This is a genomic window from Marinobacterium litorale DSM 23545 (assembly GCF_000428985.1).
Taxonomy (GTDB): Bacteria; Pseudomonadota; Gammaproteobacteria; order Pseudomonadales; family Balneatricaceae; genus Marinobacterium_D; species Marinobacterium_D litorale.
Genome location: NZ_KE386831.1, coordinates 10,520 through 16,431 on the forward strand (window position 1 = coordinate 10,520; position 5,912 = coordinate 16,431).

The 5,912-nt window shown below is 57.4% G+C and carries 2 protein-coding genes; both read right to left on the bottom strand.

From position 1 onward, the window contains the following. A partial coding sequence (locus tag G403_RS24210; protein ID WP_036235020.1) for a DUF4347 domain-containing protein occupies nt 1–2,631 on the bottom strand: 2,631 nt, incomplete at its 3' end. A 281-nt stretch (nt 2,632–2,912) separates the two neighbouring features. After that, on the bottom strand, nt 2,913–5,912 hold a 3,000-nt coding region (locus tag G403_RS24215), incomplete at its 5' end, for a CARDB domain-containing protein (RefSeq protein WP_036235023.1).

The window sequence follows — 5,912 nt, forward strand, 5'->3', positions numbered from 1 at the left end:
GATCTGGAACTCATCGCCGTAGGCGCTGCCGTCTGCGGCGTAACGTTGTCCGTAGATGCCATAACCGGAGACAGTCTGGGATGTGAAGGCCCAAGTGACGAGCCAGCCGCCATCGTTAAGGGCTGTCACTGATTGGGAAGCATGAGAAGAGTTCGTATCGGTACTGATCTGGAATCCATCGCCTTCGGTGCTTCCGTCTGCGGCGTAACGTTGTCCGTGGATGCTGTCATAGGTTGAATCCAGGCTCCATGACCTCCAAGTGACGAGCCAGCCGCCATCGTTAAGAGCTGTTACAGATGGGCTGCTCAGATTGAAGACTGTATAGATATTGATCTGGAACTCACCGCCAGAGGCGCTACCGTCTGCGGCATAGCGTTGGCCGTAGACTCCGTAATCTAATACATCCTGGCCCCGGGATTCCCAGGTGACCAGCCAGCCTCCATCGTTAAGGGCGGTCACTGATGGGTACTCTTGATAAAAGTTCGTTTCCGTATTGATCCGGAACTCATCACCAGCGGTGCTACCGTCGGCGGCGTAGCGTTGGCCGAAGATGCCATAGCCTGAGCCATCCTGGCCGTCAGAGCCCCAGGTGACCAACCAGCCGCCGTCAGCCAGGGTTGTGACGGAGGGGGTGTATTGGCTGTTCGCTGTATACGTATTGACCTGAAACTCAGTGCCCACCGATCCATCGGCGGTGATTGCCGGGGTGGCTTCAGAGCTAACGCTTTCGCTGGAGCCGCGTTGGTCGGTGTAGCGGGCGATAACACGAATCTGCTGGCCGATATGGGCATCGGTCAGCGTGAGTTGCTCGCCGGTTTCACCGGCCAGATCCACACCATCGGCCTGCCACTGGTAACTGACGCTGCCCATCCCGTCCGCATCGGATAGGTTATGGCCGGCGGTTAAAACGTTCCCCTCCAGCGTCCGTCCGCTGATCTCCACGCTGCCCTGGGGCGCCTGGTTATCCACCATCACCTGGTTGCCATTGGCATCATAGCGTTGGCCGTAGACACCATAGTGTGAGCCATCCTGGCCGTAGGATTGCCAGGTGACCAGCCAGCCGCCATCGTCAAGGGCAGCTATTGATGGTTCTGATTGAATCGAGAACGTATAGGTATTGATCTGGAACTCATCGCCCCGTGTAGTGCCATCTGCGGCGTAACGTTGACCGTAGACGCCATAGTTTGAGCCATCCTGGCCGGAGGAGCTCCATGTAACCAGCCAGCCGCCATCGCTGAGGGTGGTTACCGATGGTCGCCATTGATATGAGGCCGTGTACGTATTGATCTGGAACTCATCGCCGTAGATGCTGCCGTCCGCGGCATAACGTTGTCCGTAGATGCCATAATCGGAGCCATCCTGGCCGCCGGAATGCCAGGTGACCAACCAGCCGCCATCGTGGAGGGCGGTCACTGATGGATAGATTTGATCTGAGTTCGTAAAGGTATTGATCCGGAACTCATCACCAGCGGTGCTACCGTCTGCGGCATAGCGTTGGCCGTAGATGCCATAACCGGAGCCATCCTGGCCGCCGGAATGCCAGGTGACCAGCCAGCCACCATCGTTAAGGGCGGTTACTGATGGATAGGCCTGATCGTAGTTCGTGTCGGTGTTGATCTGGAACTCATCGTCAATGGTGCTGCCATCACTGGCATAGCGCTGGCCGTACACTCCATAACCGGAGCCATCCTGGCCCTCAGATGTCCAGGTGACCAGCCACCCGCCATCGTTAAGGGTGGTTGCTGATGGCATTAATTGTCCCGTGTACGTATAGGTATTGATCTGGAACTCATCGCCTAGGGTGCTACCATCATCGGCATAGCGCTGGCCGTAGATGCCCTCACCGTGGCCATCCTGGCCCCAAGACGTCCAAGTAACCAGCCAGCCACCATCGCTAAGGGCGGTTACTGATGTAAGGGCGGTTACTGATGGTAGCCATTGATATGAGACCGTGTACGTGTTGATCTGGAACTCATCACCAGCGGTGCTACCGTCTGCGGCATAGCGTTGGCCGTAGATGCCAGAACCGAAGGATTGCCAGGTGACCAGCCAGCCGCCGTCAGCCAAGGCCGTAACGGAGGGGTCGCGTTGGGCTGAGTTTGTATAAGTGTTAACCTGAAACTCAGTGCCTTGCGGCCCCGGCGCTTCCAGATTATTTGAATAACCACTTAGGTTCAGCGCCTTGGTCTCCACCTCGCCTGAGGTCACCTCCAGTGTCCAGTCACCGTCGATGCCGGTGATATCATCAGAGGCGCTGATATCCACGCCGAGCTGATCGCCTAGCGCGGCGAGCAACGCCTGGCCCGCTTCGTCATCGGCCAGGTTGCATCCGTAGAGCAACAGGTCTGCGCCGTCGGCAAAGGTGCCGGCGAGCTGGCTCAGTTGACTGGCGTAGCTGTCGATGGTGTCCGCCGTTAGGCGGGTACTACCCAGTTGCAGTTCACCGGGGGCGGCGTGGCTGAGCAGGTGCAGCGCGCTTATATCCGAATACTGCCCCAGTATGCTGACCAATTGGTCGATACCATCCTGGCCGGGTTCCAACAGGTGGTAGTCGGCGCCTTCGGGCAGGGCGGCGATCAGGGCGGTGTAATCGGGAAGATGCTTATCGATCAGGTACAGCGGCAGGCTCATTCCAGCAGTCTCCGGGTCGTTTCAATGGCGATAGCCGACACGACGCCGACCATTGGCTCGACGTGCCAGGACTCTTGGAACGATCCGCGATACTACATGGGTTCGCATCAATCCTGATTGCGTAGGGGCTATCCATTTATGGTCGCGCCGACGGACTACAGCCGTCAGCGTGAACACACAGAAAATATATAGGTATCGCCTCCGGGGCTCAATACACTCTGGCCGACTGGAGGCGATTAGTAGGGTTGAATAGCGACTTTTTGCCTGGATGAGCCCCGGGGTCAGGCGATAAGCCCGACACCGGTATGATTAACATCCTGTTGTGCGCCAAGGAGCAGCAGTTGATCTGTGATCTGATCGGTTCCGATCGAGGGCTCGGCCCCTGCGTTGGCAGCCTCAGGGTCAATGGCGTTAAAGGCAGGCTCCTCAAACTGGAAGACTCTATCCTGCAGCGATGCCAGGGCTTTGCCGTCGGCGCGATTTTTCACGGCGCGGTCGAGCGCCTCGGACACCTTGGACGTGGATACCCCGTTTGCGGCCGTGACCTGGGCCAACATCCCTATGCCATCAAAATCAAACGGCTGGGTGTACTGAGCCGGGTCACCACTGCCGCTGGGGTCGATCAGCTCCACCAGGCGGGCGGAGAAGGCCATCTTGTTCTGCATGTTGGCGGCATCGTCGTTCTGAGCCCCGTTGACGATGGCAAAGGCCAGGTTGGTGAGGCTGTGCTCGCTGTCGCTCCAGTAGTTGATCTCGGCATCGACCCCTTCGCGGTTAAAGGCGGAGCGGTAGATCTCGGCGATGATCTCCGGACGGGACTTATCGCCATACAATGCCTGGTTTTCGGCGTTTTCCGGCGCACCAAAGGCGCCGGAGACCACCTGCCAGTTCTGGTATTTTTCGATCTGTTCGGTCCAGTACTTCAAGCCGTTGGGGTCGGCCGGGCGCTGGTAATAAGCGATATACATCTGGTAAACCAGCGCTTCGGTATCGCTCCAGCCCGGTGGTGTCCACTCGGCGGCCTGTTGGGCTTGGGCAATGGCATCCAGATCGTTCGCGGCCTGCAGAGCAGCATTGGTATCCGCCGCCTGCTCAATCAGGTTCTGCGGCAGTACGCCCCGGAACAGCTCAGTCAGGGTGGCGCTGTTAGCCAGATCTACAGAGCTATCACTACCCAGCTGGTTGGTGAGTACCTCCACCACCGTGCTGAAGTCACTGCCATCGGCATGGGCAGCATCGCCCAGGGCGGCCAGGGCGGCTGCAGTTTTCTGGATCTGGGTGGCCTCGCTGTCGGCCACCTGGAAGGGGTCGTAGTTGAGCAGATCCGCCTCGGTGGAGAAGCCCAGCAGGGTTTCCACCGCTTCCTGAGCATCCCCAGTATTGGCACCGCTTTGGCGGGCGTAGCTGTCGATCAGGGTGGTGATCGGCGTAATCACCCCCGCTCCAGCCGGGGCGCTCAGAATCAGGTTGTTGGCCAGGCCGGTATCGGTGTTGGTGCCGCCGATAGCGATCACAGAGCCATAGAGATCATCCTCCAGCGAGAAGCGGCCGTTAGCATCGGTGGTGACGTCGGTCTTCTCCTCCGGGTCGGCTATACCGTCCCCATCGGTGTCGATATAGATTGTCGCGCCGGAGATATACCCATCGATCACCGTACCTGCAATCGTGGGAACCGTTACCGGGGCAGTGGTGCTGCTTGTGATCTCTTCCAGCGTACCGAAGCCATCGGTATAGCGGACCCGTACGGCTATCTGAGCACCGATATCGACCGGTGTCAGGGCGTAGCTCTGTCCCGTTGCACCCGCAATAGCGCTGCCATCACGCAGCCACTGGTAGCTGAAGGTGCCGAGGCCATCGGCATCAGTAAGGGCGCTGGTGTCTGCGCTAAGTATTGCACCCAGCTCGGCGGTACCCTCCAGGGTTACGTCGCCCTGTAGTTCGTCATTAAGGTTGGTGATGGTGACGGGATCGCTGGTTAGATATTCGGGGGTTCCTTCGCCGTCGGTATAGCTTGCTGTTACCGAAATACTTTGGCCGATGTGGGCTGGGTTGAGTAGTAGCTGGCTGCTTATTTCGCCACTCAGAGGTTCGCCATCTGCAATCCACTGATACTCCACAGAATCCGGAAGTCCTTCGGGATCAATTAATTCGGCGGTTAAGGTATTGCCCGGTTGGCGTATTCCCGTGATCTCTACGTCTCCATTAGGCATAGTAGCCTTGATGTGTGAAATAACTTTTATGCGGTACATCCCCGTATCATTAGCAGAGTCACCTGCGCCAATATCGATATCACTGACTTCTATGAAGAAGGATCCTTGCAGGTCGTTCACGCCAACAAGTTGTGCATTGCCGAAGTAACCGGCGAGGCCTTCGGGTTGGCTTTCCCAACCGTCAATAACGTTCCCCTCCAAGTCAACAATCCTGATTTGAGGATCGATGCCACCCAGCAGGCTGGTTTCTTCAACATAAATATCGTACGCGTAGTCCTCTTCAAAATTCAGAGCAAACCAATCGACGTCACCGGAGAAGTCTATTAATTGGGTAATCCAAGCGCCGTCGTCGCTCAGGAAATGAGCATCCGCTTGAGGGCTCGCGAGGTAGCTCAAGTTGTTACTTTCATTTTCCTCGGCAATATCGTCCTGGTAATCAGCCATGGCCAGGACGTAATAAGTTCCTTCACCCGGCAGATCGGTGGGGAGGTAAAAACTGTAGCTGTCGGTTATTTGTTTCCAGGCAGGCACGCCGTTATACATGCGCTCATAGCCGAGCAGGGTGTCGCCCTGGTCAAAGGTCGTGTTGGTGGAGAGATAAAACGCGGTGTAATGGTAGGCGCTGGAGCCGCCCGAACCGATATTGGCCACGCTGTAGGTAGCGGTCAGCTGCTGGCCTGCGCTGTATTCGGTTTTATTGGTGCTGATTTCACTGACGATATAGTCGGGTTTGCCCAGAGAGACTGCCAGGGCTGTGGTGTTGTTGGTTTCATCCGATTCGCTGAGTTCACTGTCGGCATCTGCCGCCGCGATCAAGTAATAGTCACCGGCGCTGAGCTGTGCGCCGGAGGGTATTCTGAGTTGTGTCTGCTCTTGATCCAGGGGGTTGGTCCAAGCCAGCGCCGAGATGGCTTGCGCCCCGAGGTAGGTGTCGCGTTCGGTGTCGAGGTCGGCATCTTCAGACAGGTAGAAGCGTACCCGTGATGAAGCGGCATCGGCGGAGCCGATGTTCTTGACGGTGGTGGTGACGGTGAAATATTCGCCGATGCCCAGCTGAGTTTTATCCGAAGT